Below are 19,325 nucleotides of genomic sequence, written 5' to 3' on the forward strand. Positions count from 1 at the left end.
GCAACCTCCTGGAACTCTAAGCTTTGCGCTTAAAATATCCAGATTGTTGCGACCTTATGGAGGTGCCACCCAGATTTGAACTGGGGAGTGGAGCTTTTGCAGAGCTCTGCCTTACCACTTGGCTATGGCACCGCATGGAGCAGCAGAGTGCTCCAAAAAATTGGAGCGAGTGACGAGGCTCGAACTCGCTACCTCCACCTTGGCAAGGTGGCGCTCTACCAGATGAGCTACACTCGCATTTGGTCTCCCGCAGAGGAAACTGCGGGAGATGGTGCCTCCGGTCGGAATCGAACCAACGACACGGGGATTTTCAGTCCCCTGCTCTACCAACTGAGCTACAGAGGCATATTCCTTTTGAAACACTCAAAAGAAATAAAAAGTGGCGACTCGGAAGGGACTTGAACCCTCGACCTCCGGCGTGACAGGCCGGCGTTCTAACCAACTGAACTACCGAGCCAGGTAGTCCCGGGGGAGTGTGGGTCGAATTGGTGGGAACAACAGGGCTCGAACCTGTGACCCCATGCTTGTAAGGCATGTGCTCTACCAGCTGAGCTATGCTCCCCGGTGTTGCCCGCTCTCGCGACGGCTTCGTTATTATACTAAACCAGGAGGGAGTTGTCAACAGGGAAATCAAATTTTTCTGCAAAAAATTTTCTTTTAAAAAAGGCGGGTTCTGGTCAAAATAAACCGTCTTTTTGTCAGGCGGTTCCGGCTTCTTGACATTCCATTTTGTTGGTGACATAATGATTCCACTGTGTTGAAGACGCCGGAAGCGGCGGTCTCCGCCAACATCAGATGTTTAGCAAGGAGGGCCCAGGTTATGAACTCACAGGTAAAACGGATCGGTGTGCTGACCAGCGGCGGCGACGCCCCGGGCATGAATGCGGCGGTGCGCGCCGTGGTGCGTACCGCTACCAGCCGGGGGATTGAGTGCGTCGGGATCCGCCGGGGCTGGAGCGGTCTGATCAACAGCGATTTTGTGAAGATGGACAGCTCCAGCGTCAGCCATATCATCAATAAGGGCGGCACCCTCCTTTATACCGCCCGGAGCAAGGAATTTATGCAGCCGGAGGGACGGGAGAAGGCCATCGCCACCTGCAAGCTGCTGGGATTGGACGCCATCGTGGCCATCGGCGGCGACGGTACCTTCCGGGGGGCGCTGGCCCTGTCCCGCCAAGTGGCGGAAAGTGGCCAGAAGCTGTCTGTGGTCGGAATCCCCGCCACCATTGACAACGACATCGGCTGCTCCCACTACACCATCGGCTTCGATACCGCCTGCAACACCGCCATCGAGTGTATTGATAAGCTCCGGGACACTATGCAGTCCCATGAGCGCTGTTCCGTGGTGGAGGTCATGGGCCGCCATGCGGGTTATCTGGCCCTCTATGTGGGCATCTCCGTGGGCGCTACCGCCGTGCTCATCCCGGAGCGCCCCGTGGATTTTGAGCAGGACGTGGTGGAGAAGATCCGCCGGGCCCGGCTGGCCGGCACAACCCACTACATGGTGGTGGTGGCGGAGGGTGCCGGCAGCGCCTTTGAGATCGCCAAGCGCATCCAGGATGAGGTGGGCATCGATCCCCGGGTCACCGTCCTGGGGCACATCCAGCGGGGCGGCTCGCCCACCGCACGGGACCGTGAGACCGCCAGCCGCATGGGCTACGAGGCGGTCCAGGTGCTGCTCCAGGACAAGGGCAACCGGATCATCTCCTCCCTGGACGGCCGCATCGTGGACCTGGACATGGAGGAGGCCCTGGCCATGACCAAGCGCTTCGAAATGGACCGTTACGACGTGCTGGAGGCCCTGACCAACAGCGGCAATTAAACGATGAAACCAAACCCGGAAGGCAGTGCCTTCCGGGTTTTTCTCGGCAAAAATCAGGGAGCGGGCGGGAACACCACTACCAGGAGCATCTTGAAGGCCTCCTGGGCGTAGACCGCATGGGGCTTCCCGGCTGGCATCACCAGCACTTGGCCCTGCCGGGCGAGGTGCTCCGTGCCGTTCACGGTAAATTTCCCTACGCCCTCCAGCACCGTCACCATGGCGTCGCCGCCGGAAGCGTGGGTGCTGATCTCCTCCCCCTTGTCAAAGGCAAAGAGGGTGACGCTCACCGCCGGGTTCTGGGCCAGGGTGCGGCTGACCACCTGGCCGGGGCCGGCCTCCACCAGACCAGCCAGGTCCAGCACCTGTTCACCAGGAATGTTCTTCATATACTGCAAGGGCTCCATTTCCTTCACCTCATCTGTATTCTGGACCGTCTATCCGGTCCGGATAAAAGTAGTATAGAGGAAATTGGAGAAAAGTATGTTGTTATCACAACATACTTTTCCGCCCCTCTGATTTTATGCGGAAACACCGGCCTGGGTCACATATTGTCCAGCAGCTCCTCCAGCTCCTCCCTGGAATAGTGGTACACCTTGTCGCAGAACTGGCAGGTCAGCTCTGCCTGGCCCTGTTCCTCGATGAGGGAGGACAGCTCCGCCCGGCCCATGCTGACCAGGGCCCGGGACACCCGCTCCCGGGAGCAGTAACAGCGGTACTCCACAGGGTGCTTCTCCAAAATCTCCAGTTCAAACTCGGACATAACGGCACGGAGCAGGCCCTCGCCGTCCAGTCCGCCCTCCAGGGCGGCGCTCACCGGCCCCAGCTTCCGGACGCCGGACTCAATTTTGGTGATGATCTCCTCGCTGGCGCCGGGGAGGAGCTGGATCAGATAGCCCCCGGCGGAGGTGACAGACTGGTCGGTGCCTACCAGCACCCCCAGGGCGCAGGCAGTGGGGATCTGTTCGCTCTCCACGAAGTACATGGCCAGGTCGTCGGCGATCTCCCCGGAGAACAGGCCGATGGAACCCACATAGGGCTCCTTCAGGCCGATGTCCTTGATCACGGTGAGGGTGCCGGTCTCGCCTACGGCGGCGCCCACGTCCAGTTTGCCCGGGTGCTTTTCCATCAGGTCCACATGGGGGTTCTGGACGTAGCCCCGGACGTTGCCCTGGCAGTCGGAGACGGCCAGAATGGTGCCCAGGGGTCCGCCGCCCTTGATCTGGAGGGTGAGGGAGCCCGCCTGCTCCTTGAGCATGTCCCCCATCATGGAGGCGCCCAGCAGGGCGCGGCCCAGGGCCGCGGTGGCCATGGGCAGCAGGGTGTGGATGTTCCGGGCCCGTTCCACCAGGTCCCGGCCGGTGATGGCCACGGCCTTGACATAGCCGTCGCCTGTGATTGCTCTTACGATCTCATCGCGCATGGTTCAGTTTTCCTTTCTGGCCACAAAAAAGACCCGCCCCTCCCCAGGCTTGGGGCGGCGCAGTTTCAAATCGCCAAATACTTGAATGTTTCGGAAGCCCGCCTGCTCCAAATAGCCGGTCAACTCTGAGATAGTATAGGCCCGCTCCCGGTGGAGTTCCTCGCCCCGCTCCCACTGGCCCGTCTCCGGGTCCAGTTGGAAGATGTCCATGAAGTAGGAACAGATTTTGCTGCGGCGGGAGTATTCCGCCCGCCACACGCAGTAGGCGTCCTCCGTCTCGTCCAGGAACACTTGGCCGTCCAGCCCCTCCAGCTTTTCCGGGGTATTTACGTCAAAGAGAAACAGTCCGCCGGGCATCAGAAACAGGTGGACCCGCGCAAAGGCCCTCTGGAGCTTTTTCGGGGCGGTGACATAGTTCACGCTGTCCAGACAGCAGACGCAGGCGTCGATGGTGCCATACAGGTCCAGCTTTTCCATGGGCTGGCACAGGAACATGGGAGGGACCTCTCCCACGTCCCTGTTTTTCTCCGCCGCCTCGGCGAGCATTTCGGGGGACAGGTCCACTCCGATCATCTCGTAACCCCGCAGGGCAAGCTCACGGGTGAGGGAGCCGGTGCCGCAGGCCAGGTCCAGTACCGTTTTGCCGGGCAGTCCCCGCCGCCGGAAGTGTTTTTCGATATAGTCGGCCCAGGCGGCGTAATCCACATCGTAGGTGAACCGGTCGTAGCAGCCCGCCAAAAACTCGTAGCTGCTCATTCCTGTTCTTCCTTGTTTTTCAGCCGGGGGATAATGGTCCGGTACCCGTCCGCGCCATAATGAAGACAGCGGTTGACCCGGCTGATGGTGGCGCTGGAGGCTCCGGTGCGCTCCAGGATCTCGCTGTAGATCAGGCCGTCGTCCAGCAGCATGGCCACGTCCATCCGCTGTTCCATGGCCTTGATCTCAGACACCGTGCAAAGGTCTTCCAGAAATTTTCTGCACTCCGCCTCATCCTTCAGGGCGACGATGGCCTTATAGAGGATCCCGCTGGAGGGCTTATCCAAAAATTTCGACATGTGAATGCTCCTTTCTCCCGGTAGACCGGGAACCTTTTCCACCACATATTTTAGCAAACTAAAATATGAAAGTAAACAGGAAAATCATATCTTTTTCCTCTTCGCGGCAAATTTTTCCAACCACTGCGGCCTTTCCTCCGTCGCCCTCCTTTCTTGCCTGACATAAGATGGAAAAAAGAGGATAGGAGGTGTCCGCTGTGAAGAAGGTGGAAGCAGCTGATTCCGTTCCGCAGGTGGTTTGGCAGCGGGAGGAGCGCACGTTGACGCTGGAGGGGGAGCCTGTGCTGGCGTACAGCCTGACCTGGCCCCAGGTCAACGGAGGCGGATTGGGCGGATTCTGGATCAGCCGGTACTACGCCCGGTTGGCGGGGGCGTGGAGGCTGCGGTGGCAGCGGGAGTTGTATTGGAAAGCATGTCTGGCCTGGGCGGCAAAGCGGGCCGCCTCCCGGCCGTTTACTCCCTGGTCCTGCCGCGTGGCGGGGGAGGTGGCCCTATACCGGGACGGACTGCTCAGCCTCCGCCTGGAGGGGGAGGAGGTCCGGGAGGACGGAAAGACCAGCCGGGTGCGCTGGGGAGATGTGTGGAAGGTGCGGGAGGGGGCGCCTTGCCTGCCCGGGGAGCTGTTCGGGGAGAAGAAAGGGTGGAAGCGGACGATTTTGTCCCAAATAACCGGCCAGGGCAGGGCACGGCAGCAGGCGGGGGACTGGTTTCCCGACCCGGATTGGGAGAAAAAGCTCCGCAGGGCTCTGCCTGCGGATGGCTTGTGCCTGACAGAGCAGGGGGTGGAGGCGGCGTTCCCCCAGTGCACCATCGCCCCCGCGGCCGAGGGCACTCCGGTCTTTGTGATTGCCCGGGAATCAGGAGAGGGCTGACGTGGGGAAACAGCGGCGGACACGGCGGTGTTTCCGGCCTCCGCCCCACGTTCCGGATGCTGAATCCAGCGCGCAGACGTTCGGAATTTTGGCCGCAATGATTGACATTTGAAGAAAAATTCCCGGGGAATCTTTGCCGGAATCGTTGAGTTTCTTGTAGAGCCAGATTATAATATCCTATGTATCACACAAAAAGACGGGAGGCCCGTCTTAGATAGGAGTCGTATGAACTATACAGAAGCAAGAGTATATTTGGACGAAGTGTCCAAATACGGAAGTGTACTTGGCTTGGAGAGCATGCGGGAACTGCTGAGCAGGCTCGGGGACCCGCAGGACAGCTTGAAGTTCATCCACATTTCCGGAACCAATGGAAAGGGGTCTGTGCTGGCCTACCTTTCCACCATATTGTCCGGCGCGGGATACCGCACGGGGCGCTATCTCTCTCCCACCCTGTTTTCCTACCGGGAACGGATCCAGGTGGACGGAGCGTACATCGAAAAAGAATCGCTGGCCCGGCATGTGACCGCCATCGCGGAGGCGGCAGAGGACATGAAGGCCAAGGGGCTGGCCGGCCCCACCGCCTTTGAGATCGAAACGGCCCTGGCATTCCTCTATTTCCAGGAAAAAAACTGCGACATTGTGACCCTGGAAGTGGGAATGGGGGGCGCGCTGGACGCCACCAACGTGATCCGCACCCCCGTGTTGGAGGTGATCGCCTCCATCAGCATGGACCACATGGACTGCCTGGGGGACACCCTGGAGAAGATCGCCCGGCAGAAAGCGGGGATTATCAAGCCCAACACCCGGGTGGCCTCCGCGGCGCAGCAGCCCGACGCCGCCCGGGTCATTGCCGAGGTCTGCGGGGACAACCACTGTCCCTGCCGGACGGTGGACCCCGCGCAGATCACAGACGTCCGCTATGGCTGCGTGTCCCAGAGCTTCTCCTATAAAAATTGGAAGGACGTGACCATCCATCTGGCGGGCAGCTACCAGCTTCTCAACGCCGCCCTGGCCCTGGAGGCCGTGGAGGCGCTGCGGGAGGGCGGCTACGCCCTGTCCGACCGGCAGGTCTACGACGGACTGGCCAATACCGTTTGGCGGGGGCGGTTCACGCTGCTGCGGACGGACCCGGCGGTCATTATCGACGGAGCCCACAACCCCGGAGCGGCCCAGGAGCTGCGCCGCTCCCTGGAGCTCTATTTCCCGGGAAAGAAGCTCCACTACATTATGGGCATGTTTAAGGACAAGGACTATGAGCAGGTCATTCGCCTGACGGCCCCTCTGGCGGAGCATATCATCACGGTGGAGACCCCCAACAATCCAAGAGCGCTGCCGGCCGAAGCGCTGCGGGACGCGGTGGCGCAGGTGAACCCCTCTGTGGAGGCGGCGGGGAGCATCCCGGAGGCGGTGCAAAAGACGCTGGACCGGGCAGACAAAGAAGACGCGGTGATTATTTTCGGTTCTCTGTCCTTCCTGGGCGAGGCGGAAAAGGCCGTTCAGCAGGGAGGGAAGGACCATGGATAAGGAAAAAATCAAAGAGGGTGTGCGTCTGATCCTGGAGGGAATCGGCGAGGACATCTCCCGGGAGGGTCTGGTGGAGACGCCGGACCGCATCGCCCGGATGTATGAGGAACTGGCCGGCGGATACACCGACGACGCGGCCAAGCACCTGCAAAAGCGGTTCCATGTGGACAATACCGATATGGTGATGGAGAAGGACATCCATTTTTACTCCTTCTGTGAGCACCACATGCTGCCCTTCTACGGCACCGCGGCCATTGCCTACATCCCCAACGGGGAAGTGGTGGGCCTGAGCAAGATCGCCCGGACCCTGGAAGTCTACGCCAAGCGCTTCCAGCTTCAGGAGCGGCTCACCGCCCAGATCGCGGATGTGTTTATGAAGGAACTGGCGCCCCATGGGGTCATGGTCCTCATCGAGGCGGAGCACATGTGTATGACCATGCGGGGTATCAAAAAGCCGGGGACCAAGACCGTGACGGTGGTCACCAGAGGTGTGTTTACCGACAATGAAAAACTCCAAAATGACTTCTACCGGATGCTGGAGCGGCGGTAAGACCATGGAGCGGGCCGACCGGATCTGCCGCCATCCCCTCTGGCGGGACAGTATGGAGCAGATCTGGGATTTGGAGCGGGACCGTGTCTTTTGCAGGCACGACACCGCCCACTGTCTGGATGTGGCCCGGCTGGCCTATATCGAGGCGCTGGAACAGGGCCTGACCGTCCCGAAGGAGCTGATTTACGCGGCGGCGCTGCTCCACGACGTTGGCCGCCACCTCCAGTACCGGGAGGGCGTCCCCCACGACCAGGGGAGCGCCGGCATCGCGGAGACGGTTTTGGCCGACTGCGGCTTTACCCCGGAGGAGCGGGCGGAGGTCCGCGCCGCCATCCTGGGCCACCGGGACCGGGAGACAGGGGAGCGGCGGGACTTGGCCGGACTGCTCTACCGGGCGGACAAGGCCTCCCGGAACTGCCTGTTCTGCGAAGCCGAGGCGGCGTGCAACTGGAGTCCGGAAAAGAAAAATATGATCCTCAAGGGATAATTAGGAGCGTATGACTGATGATGAAAATCGGAAACCGCATGTTCGATGTGGAACATGACTGCTATATCATGGGTATCCTGAATGTGACCCCTGATTCCTTCTCCGACGGCGGAAAGTGGAACGACATGGACCGGGCGATCCGCCACACCGGGGACATGATCCGGGAGGGCGCGGCCATCATCGACGTGGGCGGCGAGTCTACCCGCCCCGGCCATGTGCAGATCAGCATTCAGGAGGAGATCGACCGGGTGGTCCCCGTGATCGAGATGATCAAGAAAAATTTTGACATCCCCGTCTCCATTGACAGTTATAAAGGTCCGGTGGTGGAGGAGGCCCTGAAAGCGGGCGCCGACCTGGTCAACGACATCTGGGGGCTGAAGTATGACCGGACGGTGGCCGGCCTAATCGCCAAATACCAGGTCCCCTGCTGCCTGATGCACAACCGGGAGAAGGCGGAGTACAACAGTTTCCTGGACGACATGTGCCAGGATATGCGGGACTCCCTCGCCATCGCCAAGGAGGCCGGGATCGACGACAGCCAGATCATTCTGGACCCCGGCGTGGGCTTCGGCAAGGTCTATGAGCACAACCTGACCGCGATCCTCCACCTGGAGCGCCTGGTGGAGCTGGGCTATCCCGTTTTGTTGGCCACCTCCCGGAAGTCCGTGATCGGCACCGCCCTGGACCTGCCCACGGACCAGCGGGTGGAGGGCACCCTGGTGACCACGGTCATGGGGGTGGAGAAGGGCGCGTCCTTCATCCGCGTCCACGATGTGAAGGAGAACCTCAGGGCCATCCGCATGACCCAGGCCATCCTGAGAGAGGGAAAGTAAGCCGCTGTGAACAGGACAAGCTATGACGAGATCCATGTGGAAAACTTGGAGGTCTTTGCCAACCACGGTGTGTTCCCCGAGGAGACCCGGCTGGGGCAGAAATTTCTGATCTCCCTCACCATGTATGTGGATGCCCGGCCCGCCGGACTGTCCGACTGTCTGGAGCGGTCGGTCCACTACGGGGAGGTCAGCGCCTTCATGACCGCCTGGATGAAGGAGCACACCTATCAGCTCATCGAGGCGGCCGCCGAGCACCTGGCCGAGGAACTGCTGCTGCGCTACCCGCTGCTGCAGGGGGTGACCCTGGAGCTGAAAAAGCCCTGGGCGCCGGTGGGCCTGCCCCTGGAGACCGTGTCCGTGAAGATCACCCGCTTCTGGCATACCGCCTATCTGGGTCTGGGCTCCAACATGGGGGACAAAAAGGCCTATCTGGACCAGGCGGTGAAGGCGCTGGACGAGGGCCGGGGCTGCCGGGTGGAGAAGGTTTCCTCTTACCTGGTGACGGCCCCGTACGGCGGAGTGGAGCAGGATGACTTTTTGAACGCCTGCCTTATGCTCAGAACCCTGCTGCCTCCCCAGGAACTGCTGGACCGGATGCATGAGATCGAGCAGGCGGCCCACCGGGAGCGGACCATCCGCTGGGGACCCCGGACCCTGGATCTGGATATTCTCCTGTACGACGACGAGGTTTTGGAGACGGAGGACCTGGTGATCCCCCATGTGGAGATGCACCTGCGGGAGTTTGTGCTGAAGCCTTTGGCGGAGATCGCCCCCAACAAACGCCACCCCATTTTGGGGAAGACCATCGCGCAGCTGGCCGGAGAGGTCTCCGGGAAGTGAATCCTTTTTCAACGTTACACGGTCAGAAAAACCGCCCTCCGGCGCAGCCGGAGGGCGGTTTGCCGCGCTTGGCAGAGGTTTCGCCGGGGTTATTCCTCCAACAGGCGGATATAGTGGTTGGCCTCCCGCAGAACGTGGTCGGCCAGCAGCGGCAGGATAAGGGCGCGGATCTTGCAGGACTCGATGCCCTCCACCCCCGCGTGTTTGAAGTCCCGGAACTTCCGGGTCAGCTCCAGAGCGTTCTGACAGCCCATGACCTTGGCGTTGGCCGCCGCCGAGGCGACCAGCAGCTGCCGGTAGTCCCCGGCGAAGCCGTCGGCGGTGCGGATCAGTTCCTCCTCCGTGGGGTCCAGCAGCCCCCGCATGAACAGGGCGTGCTCCATCATGATCTGGTCCCAGAACAGCTCTTCCTCGCAGGGCTCCCGGCAACAGCGGCAGTCCATGCCCTCCAGCCGGGCCAGGTGCCCACGGTAGTGGCGCGCCTCCCGGAGAATGTGTTCGATGAGTAAAGGGTAGTTGGCGGTGAACAGGGCGCACCCGTCCGCCCCCCGCAGGGTCCGTTCCTTTAAGTCAATGAGTTGGTCCACCAGCCGCAGTCCCTCCCGGTTCAGCTGCCGCACCTGACGGTCCAGCCCCCGGGGCAGGCAGATTTCTCCTCTGTGGTTCCCGGCAAGTGCCATGGTACGGGCGGTCAGGGTCCGGTCGATGGGAATGCCGGTGAGACGCTGGGTCTGGCGTTCCGCGCAGTCGGTAAAGGGGGTGAACAGCTCCCCGGAATCCAGGACGCGGCGGCGCACCACGCAGTCACTCAGCCCGATGGCCCGGGAGAGCAGCCCCTCAAAGGCTCGCATCAGGCGCTCGCTCTCCCGGGCAAGACCGCTGTTGGGGGGCAGAAAGCCCGCTTCTAAAAACAGCGCGTGCTCCTTCATGATCCGGCCGAAGAACAGGTGCTGTTCCAGGGAATCTACAATATACGCTTCCATCAAGATACTCCTCCTTGTGACAGTGGCTGCTAAAGCAGTCTATGCCACGGGGAAGCGTCTGGTTCGGAGAAGGCGAGCATAAAAAACGCCCCTTACGGGGCGAACCGGGTCACGGGGACGGACGGTGGTGGACCTTGAGGTCCGGCCCCTGGGTCCCGGCCACGATGGGCTTTGCCCGCTCTTTTCCCTGGCGGGCTTTGCCCTGAAGCTGGGGCACGGAAGGAGCGCTGTTATGGGGCTTCGTATGGGTCCACTCCGGCCGCGCCATTCCTTTCTTTGCCATTGGAATCCCTCCTCAGTTCCGGGCGGACAGCTGGCTGACCAGGGCCTGCATCTCTCCCTTGGAGGATACGGCGCGGGCCTTGTCCAGGTACGCCTGACGTTCCGCCTCGGTCAGCGCCGCGAACCGCTCCATGGCTCCCGGGTCCTGGGCCAGGGCAAAGCCAAAACCCAGAGGCACATCACCTTTTTCCATGCAATACACCTCATTTTCCAGCCGTCACGGCTCATAAGTCCTCCAGGTCCGCGGCCGGGAGGTCGTTTTCCACATTGTCCCGGGCCAGGTCGTTGTCCAACACGGGGTAGACCTTGGAGATGGGCTTTTCCTCTTTCACAGGTTTCTCTCTGGGCTGCTTCGGGTCTTTACGCAAGGGATTCATGCTGATCACCTCGGACCTAGATTGTCTCTTCTGCCGGAAATTATGCAAAGTCCGGCTTGTGGTTCAGACAATCCCGAAACCGCGCCTCTGCCGGAGCCAGGCCCGGGAAAAACGCGCAGCGGCTGGGTTTTGCGTTGACGGCGTGGTCCAGCAGGGGCTGGGCGGTGGAGCTGGGGTCCAGGCAGAAGTCCAGAGCCAGCACATCCTCCCAGGCCCGGTTGAGGAAGGCCACCTCCCGCCGGCCATGGGTTCGGGTGAGAACGGATGTCCCGGCCTGAGAGAGATAGTCTTCCGCCGCTTCCCGGGCAAATCCGGCGGCGGCCAGGTTTTCCCGCAGGCCCGCCTCAAAGGTCCCGGGCAGGTCTGACCACGCCCAGGGATTCAGGTCAAAGCGCACAAAGGTGTACCGGCTGTAACAGTGGACGGCCAGCAGGCTGGGGCGCCCCTGCAATTGGATCACATGGAGGTCCCAGCAAAAGCGGCGGTCAGCCTCCGCCCCGCAGGGGGGCGCCTGCAGCTTGACAAAGCGCTGGAGGGGCCAGGTCAATCCCAGTTCCATCATTTGCTCCCCTGGGGGATCACCACCTTTTCCACCCGGAAGCGGCCGTTTTCCGCCTCCATCATGGTGAAGGTGATCTCCTGGTCAAAGCGCCGCCGGCCGCAGCTGCCAGGATTGAGCCACAAAACCCCGTCCCGTTCCTCCTGGGCATACCGGTGGGAGTGGCCGTAGACCACCACATCCGCCCCGGCCAGGTCTTTAGGGACATCCTTTTTGTTGTGGACCATGAAGAAGCGGACGCCCGCCACGGTGCAGGTCAGGCTGTGGGGCAGGTCCGCCGCCCACTCCTTGTCGTTGTTGCCCCGGACAACATAGAGGGGGGCGTAGGACTCCAGTTGGTCCACGATGGCCCGGGTGTTGATGTCCCCGGCGTGGAGGATCACATCGGCCTGCTCCAGACGGGCGGTCACCTCCGGGCGCAGCAGACCGTGGGTGTCAGATAAAATGGCGATCCGCGTCATGTTCCCCTCACTCCCCGTCCAGCCGGTCCCAGATCTCATCGGCCAGGTCCTCCAGCTCTTCGTGCTTGTCTCCCCAGACCTCATACTCCTCGCTGTCCATGTCCTGGGGTTCCTCCTCGTCCAGGCGGGCCAATTCATCCCGGACTTGTGCCAGGTATGCCTTCAGTTCTTCCCGGCCCATGGCGTCCAGGTCCGGCTCTTCCCAAAATTGATCGAATGGAATGATGTCACCCATCACGGTCCCTCCAGTTTCTGTGTGTATTGAAGTCCCTGCGGCCACTGCCGCCCGAACAGAGCGGAACGTTACCGCTTCTGCTCCGAAAACGCCCAGGCCTCCCGCAGCCAGCCCAGCAGCTCCTCGTCCAGCTGCTCCTCCGCCGTCACCGGGATGTGGTGGGTCCAGCGGTTGGGGTAGGGCTCCACAGCCACGGCCACCCGGGGGGACTCCAGCCGGCAGGGCAGGCCCAGGGACACCAGGATACCGGCGTCCCGTTTCCGCTTGGGCAGGGACACCATGGCGAACAGATGCCTGCCGTAGAAGCTGACCTGGCTTTTCTGTACCTTGACGGAGGCCTGGGGAAAGTCCGCTTCCATGCGCCGGAACAGGGCCTCATACAGCAGCAGCTCCGACGGCCTGCCGTCAAAGAACATTCGAATGTCACTCTGGTAATACTCCGGTGTTTTCATGGACGCGCCTCCTGTCTATGTCCCATCCTACCATATTTCCGGCCGTTTTGGAAGGGATAACAGGCGGGGCGGTCCGGGTAAAAATAACGTACGAAAGACGATCTCATCCTTGGGGTTTTACGATAACAGCTGCAGAGAGAAGAAAAGTGGGGAAGACACCTTGACAAGCCCCAAAAACATGATAAAATAACAGAGCAAAATGTGTTGACGGAGCTAAGCGCGGTACAGAGCCAGGAGCGAGAGGGGACGGTGAGAGCCCTCGGCGGAATTGACCGCGCGGGCCACTTCGGAGCGGCCCGGGATGACCGGGACGGGACATTCCCGTTACAGAATGACTGAGATGCCTTCGCTGCCTGCCGGCAGGGGAAGGATAACCAGGGTGGTACCGCGGATTTTTCCGCCCCTGACCGGTGTCAGGGGCGGTTTTTTGTTTCGCGGGAAGGAGCGCATATGCGGCAATCTGCCGCGGACGCCTTTGCCGGCCGCGCGTTTCAGAGCAAGGATGCGCTGCATGCCGTGTCTGTGTTGATGAGGGAGGGAGTAACATAAGAAGAAAACGTTCCCTGTTGTTAGCCCTGGTCCTGCTGGCCCTGCTGGTTCTGGCCGGCTGCAGAGGCGCCCGTCCGCTCCCCGGGGGGATGGACGAGGAACAGGTGGGTGAGGCTGCCCGGGAGGTCGTGGCCATGCTGGTAGAGGGCGATTACCAGGGAGTGGCCGACGCCTTCCGGCCCGATCTGCGGGAGGAGTATTCCGTCACCGCCGATACCGTCCGGGACGTAATGGACGCGGCGTCGGAGGCTGGGGCCTATGTGAAGACCACCAAGACCCTGGTGCTGGGCGGCACCAACAAGAGCTTTGGCGAACCCTACGCCGCCGCAGCCGTCTATTGTGAGCATGAGTCCAAGGACGTGATCTATGAGGTCTCTCTGGATACCAACCTGCATGTCATCGGACTCCAGGTCAAACAAAAGTAAAAACCAAAATAAATCAGATATAAACGGAGGTAATACCCATGAGCGAGCCCAAGCCTTTCGGCTTAAACGAACTGCGCGAGATGTTCCTATCCTTCTTTGAGACCAAGGGACACCTGCGCCTGCCCAGCTTTTCCCTGATCCCCCAGAACGATGCGTCCCTGCTGCTGATCAACTCCGGCATGGCCCCCATGAAGCCCTGGTTCACCGGGGAGCAGGAGCCTCCCCGCCACCGCGTGACCACCTGCCAGAAGTGTATCCGAACCGGCGACATTGAGAACATCGGCAAGACCGCCCGCCACGGCACCTACTTTGAGATGCTGGGCAACTTCTCCTTCGGCGACTACTTCAAGCGGGACGCCATCCACTGGGCTTGGGAGTTCCTGACCAGCCCCGAATGGGTGGGTCTGGACCCCAACCGGCTGTACCCCTCCGTCTTTGCCGGCAACGAGACCACCCCCGCCGATGACGAGGCCTTCCGCATCTGGCATGAGGAGATCGGCATCCCCGCGGACCGGATCTTCAAGTTCGGCAAGGAGGACAACTTCTGGGAGCACGGCTCCGGCCCCTGCGGTCCCTGCTCTGAGATCTACTACGACCGGGGCGAAAAGTGGGGCTGCGGCAAGCCCGGCTGCACCGTGGGCTGCGACTGCGACCGGTATATCGAGGTCTGGAACGTGGTGTTCTCCCAGTTTGACAACGACGGCGAGGGCAACTACACCGAGCTGAAGCAGAAGAACATCGACACCGGCATGGGCCTGGAGCGTCTGGCCTGCGTCTGCCAGGGTGTGGCTTCCCTCTTCGACGTGGACACCGTTATGAACATCACCGCCAAGGTCACCGAGATCACCGGCGCTTTCTATGGCCAGAGCCATGACAAGGATGTGTCCCTCCGGGTCATCACCGACCACATCCGCTCCGCCACCTTCATGATCTGTGACGGCGTGCTGCCCTCCAACGAGGGCCGGGGCTACGTCCTGCGCCGCCTGCTCCGCCGGGCTGCCCGACACGGAAAGCTGCTGGGGGTCAACGATCCCTTCCTGTACAAGGTGTGCGACACCGTGGTCCATGAGAATGAGGGCCACTACCCCGAGCTGCGGGAGCGCCAGGACTATATCACCAAGGTCATCCGCACCGAGGAGGAGAACTTCGCCAAGACCATCGACGGCGGCCTGAAGATCTTTAACGAGATGCTCGCCGGCCACAAGGAGAAGGGGGAGAAGACCTTCTCCGGCGCGGACGCCTTCAAGCTGTACGACACCTATGGCTTCCCCATCGACCTGACCCTGGAGATGGTGGAGGAGCAGGGCATGACCCTGGACGAGGCTGAGTTCCACAAGCAGATGGACGAGCAGCGCCAGCGGGCCCGGAAGGCCCGTGAGGCCCTGGGCGACCTGGGGTGGGCCGGCGTGGAGTTCGGCAAGGACGTGCCCGAGACCCAGTTTGTGGGTTATGACCACACCGCTATCGACGGCGCCAAGGTGGTGGCCCTGGTGGTGGAGAACGAGCAGGCCGAGGAGGTCATGACCAACGTGGAGGCCATCGTGGTCCTGGACAAGACCCCCTTCTACGCCGAGATGGGCGGCCAGGTGGCCGACCACGGCGTCATCACCGCCGGCGGCATGACCTTTGCGGTCACCGATGTTCAGAAGAACAAGGGCGGCAAGTATATGCACTACGGCAAGGTGACCCAGGGTGTGCTGAAGCTGGGCGACACTGTCTCCGCCGCCATCGACGTGGACCGCCGCAAGGCCATCAAGCGGGCCCACTCCGCCACCCACCTGCTGGACAAGGCCCTGCGTACCGTGCTGGGCGACCACGTCCATCAGGCCGGCTCCCTGGTGGAGCCTGACCGCCTGCGCTTCGACTTCACCCACTTCTCCGCCATGACCGCCGAGGAGCTGGCCCAGGTCAGCGCCATGGTCAACGAGGACGTTCTGGAGGGCTACGACATCGTCACCGATGTGCTGCCCATCGAGGAGGCTAAGAAGCGGGGGGCCATCGCCCTCTTCGGCGAGAAGTACGGCGACACCGTCCGGGTGGTGGACATGGGCGAGGGCTACTCTGTGGAGTTCTGCGGCGGCACGCACCTGGACAACACCGCCAAGGTGGGCGTGTTCCACATCTCCAGCGAGTTTTCCGTGGCCTCCGGCGTCCGCCGGATCGAGGCCACCACCGGCAAGGCCTCCCTGGAGGTCATGAACCGGAATCAGGAGATGCTGTTCCAGACCGCCGCCTCTCTGAAGGCCAAGCCCGGCGAGCTCCGGGAGAAGGCTGAGGCGGCCATGGCGGAGATCAAGAATCTCCACCAGACCCTGGAGAAGTTCAAGGCCCGTGAGGCCGCCGGCGAGACCGAGCGGCTGCTGTTCGGCACCCACAAGGTGGGCGATCTGCGGGTGCTCACCTCCACCGTCCCCGGCGCCGATGCCAACAAGCTGCGCCAGATGGGCGACATGATCCGGGACAAAGCGCCCGACGGCGTGGCCGTCCTGGCCTCTGTCAACGGGGAGAAGATCACCTTCCTGTGCGTCTGCGGCAAGGAGGCCGTGGCCAAGGGCATCAAGGCCGGGGACATCGTCAAGCAGGTGTCCGCCATCGCCGGCGGCTCCGGCGGCGGCAAGCCCGACTCCGCCATGGGCGGCGGTAAGGACCCGCTGATGGTGGACAACGCCCTGGCCATGGTGGACAACGTGGTGTCCATGAAGCTGGGGCTGTAAGCGGCCCGGCGGGAGAAAACAGGCTGTAACAGCTGTGGATGTGGAAAGGAAAGCGGGACCGGTCGTTGGACCGGTCCCGCTTTTGATATGTTATGCTGTGTCCCGGTCAGGTACCGGGCTTGTAGAAGTTGGTCTTGACCCGGACCTCCCGCTCATAGGGCTCCAGACCGGAGGCCTCCCTGCACTTCAGCAGCCATGCCATGTTGTCGGCCATCAGGCGCAGGGTCTGCATGCCCTCCAGGTCGGCCAATACCTCCTCGGGCTTGTCGCCGTGGACGGCGTTCCAATACTGGGAGGAGACCACCGGCATGGAGGAGATGGTGAAGTATTTGTTGATGGCGTCGAAGGTGGCGCTGGCGCCGCCCCGGCGGCAGGTGACCACGGCGGCGGCGGGCTTGTAGGAAAACAGCCGCTTGGCGTCGTAAAACACCCGGTCCAGCACACATTTCAGGCTTCCGGCGATGCCGCTGAAGTAGACGGGGGACCCCACCACCAGGCCATCGGCGGTCAGGATCTTCTGGATGCACTGGTTGACCACGTCGTCGTCAAAGACGCAGCGCCCCTTGCCCCAGCAGGATTTGCAGTCGATGCAGCCCCGGATGGGCTGGTTCCCGATCCAGAAGATCTCGCTGGAGACTCCCCGCTTTTCCAGTTGGGCGGCCACTTGGGACAGAGCGGTGTAGGTGCAGCCCTCCCGGTGGGGGCTGCCGTTGATGAGCAGTACGTGCATAACTTCTCCTCTCTCAGCCGTCGCCGGCCAATGTTCTGTTATCCGCATGATACCCCGGGAGCTTCCCCTTTGTCAATCCTGTTTCCGGTATTGTTCCGATTTCCAGCGGGACAAGCTTTCCAAGGCGCGCGGCGCCAGGATGAGAAGCGCCGCCAAGTTGGGTAGGGCCATCAGGGCGTTGCACAGGTCCACCAGCTGCCAGATCCCGGCAGGCTCCCCGAGGGCTCCGGCCAGGGTGCAGGCCAGAAATACGCCCCGGTAGAGGGGGAGAAAGCGGTCCCCTCCGGTCAGATAGCGCAGGCTCTGCTGTCCGTAGTAGCTCCAGCCCAGAATGGAGGAGAAGGCGAACAGCAGCAGGGAAAGGGCCACCACCCCCTCGCCTGCGGGGCCCAGCACGGACCCGAAGGCGGCGGCGGTGAGGGGGGCTCCAGTGGCGCCATTGGGGTCGCCTGGCTGCCATGCGCCGCTGACAAGAATGACCAGGGCAGTCATGGTGCACACCACCAGGGTGGATAAAAAGGCCTCAAAGATGCCCCACATGCCCTGACGGGCGGGGTGGTCCGCCCGGGCGGCACCATGGGCCATGGCGGAGGTGCCCAGCCCTGCCTCGTTGGTGAACACCCCCCGTGCCACCCCGTAGCGTAGGGCGGAGGCCAGAGTCCAGCCCGCCCCGCCGCCCAGGGCGGCGGAGGGGGAGAGGGCGTGGGAAAAGATGGCGTGAAAGGCAACCGGAAGGGCAGGGGCGCGGCAGCACAGCACCACAGCTCCGCTGCCCAGATAGAGCAGGGCCATGGCGGGGACCAGGGCGGAGGACACCCCGGCGATCCGGCCAATGCCGCCCACCATCACCAGTCCGGTCAGCAGGGCGGTGCACAGGCCGGCGGCCAGACGGTCACAGCCGAAGACCGCCTCCAGGGAGAGGGCAATGGAGGAGGACTGAACCAGATCGCCCCCCGCCAGGGTAGCGGGGAGGCAGGCCAGAGCAAACCACCCGGCCAGGGGGGGAGAACCAACCCCGTCCCGGAGGTAGAACATGGGTCCCCCCTGGAGCCCGCCCTCCGGGGCGGGCCGCTGGTACTGGACGGCCAGCAGCTTTTCTCCGCATCCCGTCATCATCCCCAGAAAGGCGGACACCCACATCCAAAAGATGGAGCCCGGTCCGCCCAGGGTGAGGGCGGCGGCCACCCCGGCGATGGAGCCGGTGCCCATGGTGGAGGCCAGGGCGGTGGCCAGGGCCTGGAGGGGAGACAGTCCGGCGCCGTTTTTTGTTTTGGGACGGAGCAGGGAACCCAGGGTGGTCCTCAGCCAGAGCCTGGCTTCAAACAGCTGGAAAAAGCCGGAACCCAGGGAGTAGACCAGTCCTGTCAGCAGGAACAACCCCAGCAGCCAGGGATTCCAGAGGGCGTCAGCCGCCTTGGCCAGCATGGTCATGCACATCACCTCATGAAAAGAGGTATGCTTGGCTTGGCGGGAACAGTCCGGATCAGAAGAAGGTTTTTCAAAAAGGGAGACAAAAACGCCGCCGGAACACTCCGGCGGCGCGAAGAATTGAGGGGTCTTACTTGTCCTCCAGCAGCTTGTTCAGCTCATGCATGAAGGTGTTGATGTCCTTGAACTGGCGGTATACCGAGGCGAAACGGACATAGGCCACCTCGTCGGTCTTTTTCAGCCGCTCCATGACCAGCTCGCCGATCTCGGCGGAGCTGACCTCACGCTCCATTTTGTTCTGGAGGACCTGCTCGATCTCGTTGACCATGTTCTCCAGGGTGTTGTAGGAGACGGGACGCTTCTCACAGGCGCGGATCAGGCCGGCCAGCACCTTGGTGCGGTCGAAGCTCTGGCGGCTGCCGTCTTTTTTGATCACCATCAGGGGCAGGCTCTCCATGGTCTCATAGGTGGTGAAGCGCTTGTGGCAGGCCAGGCACTCCCGGCGGCGGCGGATGCTGGCGCCCTCGTCGGCGGGACGGGAATCGACGACCTTGCTTTCCAAATGAGAACAGAAGGGACACTTCATGGCGGATACCTCCCCAGATGTTAAAATTGTGAAAGTATTGTACCATATTTTCCCTGAATTGTGTAGCATTTTTTCTTGCGGACGGAGAAAAACATCTTCCGGAACGGGGGAAAGAAGCGCGTTCCGTCTGCCCGGGGGGTC

At 62.1% G+C, this 19,325-nt stretch carries 23 protein-coding genes and 5 tRNA genes; 9 read left to right on the forward strand and 19 right to left on the reverse strand.

Going from position 1 to position 19,325, the window contains the following annotated elements; genetic code table 11:
* Positions 1-57: 57 nt before the first annotated feature.
* The 5 genes from I6E42_RS06870 to I6E42_RS06890 form a co-directional block, all read right to left on the reverse strand.
* Positions 58-132 (reverse strand) — tRNA-Cys (locus I6E42_RS06870).
* A 29-nt stretch (positions 133-161) separates the two neighbouring features.
* Positions 162-237: transfer RNA gene (locus I6E42_RS06875), tRNA-Gly, on the reverse strand.
* 32 nt (positions 238-269) lie between these two features.
* A tRNA-Phe gene (locus tag I6E42_RS06880) sits at positions 270-345 on the reverse strand.
* A 35-nt stretch (positions 346-380) separates the two neighbouring features.
* Positions 381-457 (reverse strand) — tRNA-Asp (locus I6E42_RS06885).
* Positions 458-486: 29 nt separating this feature from the next.
* Positions 487-562, reverse strand: a tRNA-Val gene (locus I6E42_RS06890).
* A 258-nt stretch (positions 563-820) separates the two neighbouring features.
* Here I6E42_RS06890 and pfkA point away from each other — a divergent pair.
* Entirely contained in the window at positions 821-1,822 is a 1,002-nt protein-coding gene (gene pfkA / locus I6E42_RS06895) for a 6-phosphofructokinase (RefSeq protein WP_235371181.1), read from the forward strand.
* A 53-nt stretch (positions 1,823-1,875) separates the two neighbouring features.
* On the opposite strand, the gene I6E42_RS06900 is transcribed toward pfkA, so the two are convergent.
* From I6E42_RS06900 to I6E42_RS06915, 4 genes are all read right to left on the reverse strand, one after another.
* On the reverse strand, positions 1,876-2,226 hold the full coding sequence (locus I6E42_RS06900; protein ID WP_235371182.1) for a cupin domain-containing protein: 351 nt from the start codon (positions 2,224-2,226) through the stop codon (positions 1,876-1,878).
* Positions 2,227-2,363: 137 nt separating this feature from the next.
* Positions 2,364-3,242: an Hsp33 family molecular chaperone HslO gene (gene hslO, locus I6E42_RS06905; RefSeq protein WP_235371183.1), complete on the reverse strand. Its 879-nt coding sequence runs from the start codon at positions 3,240-3,242 to the stop codon at positions 2,364-2,366.
* 3 nt (positions 3,243-3,245) lie between these two features.
* A complete protein-coding gene (locus tag I6E42_RS06910; protein WP_235371184.1) occupies positions 3,246-3,998 on the reverse strand; it encodes a class I SAM-dependent DNA methyltransferase in 753 nt (250 codons plus the stop codon).
* On the reverse strand, positions 3,995-4,297 hold the full coding sequence (locus I6E42_RS06915) for a YerC/YecD family TrpR-related protein (RefSeq protein ID WP_235371185.1): 303 nt from the start codon (positions 4,295-4,297) through the stop codon (positions 3,995-3,997). The genes I6E42_RS06910 and I6E42_RS06915 overlap by 4 nt, the downstream gene beginning before the upstream one ends.
* 197 nt (positions 4,298-4,494) lie before the next feature.
* Between I6E42_RS06915 and I6E42_RS06920 the strand changes: the two genes are divergently transcribed.
* The 6 genes from I6E42_RS06920 (at position 4,495) to folK (ending at position 9,403) form a co-directional block, all read left to right on the forward strand.
* A complete protein-coding gene (locus I6E42_RS06920) occupies positions 4,495-5,169 on the forward strand; it encodes an RsiV family protein (RefSeq protein ID WP_235371186.1) in 675 nt (224 codons plus the stop codon).
* 225 nt (positions 5,170-5,394) lie between these two features.
* Positions 5,395-6,693: a bifunctional folylpolyglutamate synthase/dihydrofolate synthase gene (locus tag I6E42_RS06925; protein WP_235371187.1), complete on the forward strand. Its 1,299-nt coding sequence runs from the start codon at positions 5,395-5,397 to the stop codon at positions 6,691-6,693.
* Complete coding sequence (gene folE, locus I6E42_RS06930) at positions 6,686-7,243, forward strand: GTP cyclohydrolase I FolE (protein ID WP_235371188.1); 558 nt, start codon at positions 6,686-6,688, stop codon at positions 7,241-7,243. Before I6E42_RS06925 ends, folE begins: the two co-directional genes overlap by 8 nt.
* Positions 7,212-7,730: an HD domain-containing protein gene (locus tag I6E42_RS06935; RefSeq protein ID WP_235371189.1), complete on the forward strand. Its 519-nt coding sequence runs from the start codon at positions 7,212-7,214 to the stop codon at positions 7,728-7,730. Before folE ends, I6E42_RS06935 begins: the two co-directional genes overlap by 32 nt.
* A 20-nt stretch (positions 7,731-7,750) precedes the next feature.
* Positions 7,751-8,563 carry a dihydropteroate synthase gene (gene folP, locus I6E42_RS06940; RefSeq protein WP_235371232.1) on the forward strand — a complete coding sequence of 271 codons (813 nt, stop codon included), beginning with the start codon at positions 7,751-7,753 and terminating at the stop codon, positions 8,561-8,563.
* Between the two features lie 6 nt (positions 8,564-8,569).
* On the forward strand, positions 8,570-9,403 hold the full coding sequence (gene folK / locus I6E42_RS06945; RefSeq protein ID WP_235371190.1) for a 2-amino-4-hydroxy-6-hydroxymethyldihydropteridine diphosphokinase: 834 nt from the start codon (positions 8,570-8,572) through the stop codon (positions 9,401-9,403).
* An 89-nt stretch (positions 9,404-9,492) separates the two neighbouring features.
* Here folK and I6E42_RS06950 read toward each other — a convergent pair whose 3' ends face one another.
* The 7 genes from I6E42_RS06950 to I6E42_RS06980 all read right to left on the reverse strand — a co-directional run bounded on the left by I6E42_RS06950 (position 9,493) and on the right by I6E42_RS06980 (position 12,752).
* On the reverse strand, positions 9,493-10,386 hold the full coding sequence (locus tag I6E42_RS06950) for a DUF2935 domain-containing protein (protein ID WP_235371191.1): 894 nt from the start codon (positions 10,384-10,386) through the stop codon (positions 9,493-9,495).
* A gap of 109 nt (positions 10,387-10,495) precedes the next feature.
* Positions 10,496-10,669, reverse strand: a complete 174-nt coding sequence (locus tag I6E42_RS06955) for a hypothetical protein (RefSeq protein WP_235371192.1) — start codon at positions 10,667-10,669, stop codon at positions 10,496-10,498.
* Between the two features lie 12 nt (positions 10,670-10,681).
* Positions 10,682-10,861, reverse strand: a complete 180-nt coding sequence (locus I6E42_RS06960) for a PH domain-containing protein (protein WP_235371193.1) — start codon at positions 10,859-10,861, stop codon at positions 10,682-10,684.
* 224 nt (positions 10,862-11,085) lie between these two features.
* A complete protein-coding gene (locus I6E42_RS06965) occupies positions 11,086-11,604 on the reverse strand; it encodes a DUF6933 domain-containing protein (RefSeq protein ID WP_235371194.1) in 519 nt (172 codons plus the stop codon).
* On the reverse strand, positions 11,604-12,065 hold the full coding sequence (locus I6E42_RS06970; protein ID WP_235371195.1) for a metallophosphoesterase family protein: 462 nt from the start codon (positions 12,063-12,065) through the stop codon (positions 11,604-11,606). Before I6E42_RS06970 ends, I6E42_RS06965 begins: the two co-directional genes overlap by 1 nt.
* 7 nt (positions 12,066-12,072) lie before the next feature.
* Complete coding sequence (locus I6E42_RS06975) at positions 12,073-12,300, reverse strand: hypothetical protein (protein ID WP_235371196.1); 228 nt, start codon at positions 12,298-12,300, stop codon at positions 12,073-12,075.
* 68 nt (positions 12,301-12,368) lie between these two features.
* Entirely contained in the window at positions 12,369-12,752 is a 384-nt protein-coding gene (locus I6E42_RS06980; RefSeq protein ID WP_235371197.1) for a DUF5655 domain-containing protein, read from the reverse strand.
* A gap of 566 nt (positions 12,753-13,318) precedes the next feature.
* Between I6E42_RS06980 and I6E42_RS06985 the strand changes: the two genes are divergently transcribed.
* The gene (locus tag I6E42_RS06985) at positions 13,319-13,726 is read left to right on the forward strand and encodes a DUF3887 domain-containing protein (protein ID WP_235371198.1); all 408 of its coding nucleotides are present in this window, start codon (positions 13,319-13,321) and stop codon (positions 13,724-13,726) included.
* 38 nt (positions 13,727-13,764) lie between these two features.
* Complete coding sequence (alaS, locus tag I6E42_RS06990; RefSeq protein ID WP_235371199.1) at positions 13,765-16,440, forward strand: alanine--tRNA ligase; 2,676 nt, start codon at positions 13,765-13,767, stop codon at positions 16,438-16,440.
* Between the two features lie 106 nt (positions 16,441-16,546).
* Here alaS and I6E42_RS06995 read toward each other — a convergent pair whose 3' ends face one another.
* From I6E42_RS06995 to nrdR, 3 genes are all read right to left on the reverse strand, one after another.
* On the reverse strand, positions 16,547-17,170 hold the full coding sequence (locus I6E42_RS06995) for a flavodoxin family protein (RefSeq protein WP_235371200.1): 624 nt from the start codon (positions 17,168-17,170) through the stop codon (positions 16,547-16,549).
* Between the two features lie 72 nt (positions 17,171-17,242).
* Positions 17,243-18,601 carry an alanine/glycine:cation symporter family protein gene (locus tag I6E42_RS07000; protein WP_235371201.1) on the reverse strand — a complete coding sequence of 453 codons (1,359 nt, stop codon included), beginning with the start codon at positions 18,599-18,601 and terminating at the stop codon, positions 17,243-17,245.
* A 127-nt stretch (positions 18,602-18,728) separates the two neighbouring features.
* On the reverse strand, positions 18,729-19,184 hold the full coding sequence (nrdR, locus tag I6E42_RS07005) for a transcriptional regulator NrdR (protein ID WP_235371202.1): 456 nt from the start codon (positions 19,182-19,184) through the stop codon (positions 18,729-18,731).
* Between the last annotated feature and the right edge of the window lie 141 nt (positions 19,185-19,325).

Source organism: Pseudoflavonifractor phocaeensis, from assembly GCF_021531815.1.
Taxonomy (GTDB): Bacteria; Bacillota; Clostridia; order Oscillospirales; family Oscillospiraceae; genus Lawsonibacter; species Lawsonibacter phocaeensis_A.